Source organism: Flagellimonas lutimaris (assembly GCF_003581615.1).
Lineage (GTDB): Bacteria > Bacteroidota > Bacteroidia > Flavobacteriales > Flavobacteriaceae > Flagellimonas > Flagellimonas lutimaris.
Map to the genome: position 1 here is coordinate 1 of NZ_QXFH01000032.1, position 573 is coordinate 573.

Consider the following 573-nt stretch of genomic DNA (forward strand, 5'->3'; position numbering starts at 1 on the left):
GCTGTAGCCCTTGACAAACATTCCCTTCTTGGCTTCCTCAGATTCTCCCTCAGCGGTGTATTTCCCGAGCTGAGCCAGAGAGTTGGCCTTGGCACGGATGAGCAGAGTCTCCTGAGCAGCCTGCACGTTCTCAGGGAGACCTCCCCAAGTCTTGAGGCAGGTGTTCTGGAGAGCTCTGGCATAGGAGAATGACACGTGCCACGGGTTCGGAGCTTGGTTCATGGCATTCAAGTTCAAGGTAGCTTCAACCTCAGATTGCCCACCAGACAAGAACATGATTCCGGGGACAGCTGGGGGGATTCTGCGACGGAGGAGATTGAGAGTGTAGGTGGCGACCTGCTCGGGTGTGGCCCTGTCCTTGCACTCTGCACCAGGAGTGACCATGCTAGGCTTGAGGAGAATGCCCTCAAACAACACATTGTTCTCAGCCAAGTAGAAGAAAACCTCTGCCCAAACCTTTTGGGCTACCTCGAATGTCCTGTCAATCCCATGCTCTCCATCCAACAATATTTCTGGTTCCACAATTGGGACCAAACCATTGTCCTGAGAAATGGCGGCGTAACGAGCCAACCC

The 573-nt window shown here is 53.9% G+C and carries 1 protein-coding gene; it reads right to left on the reverse strand.

Going from position 1 to position 573, the window contains the following annotated elements; genetic code table 11:
- Nucleotides 1-570: class I fructose-bisphosphate aldolase (locus D2V08_RS18185; RefSeq protein WP_262696688.1), on the reverse strand; the 570-nt coding region annotated here is incomplete at its 3' end.
- Nucleotides 571-573 lie beyond the last annotated feature (3 nt).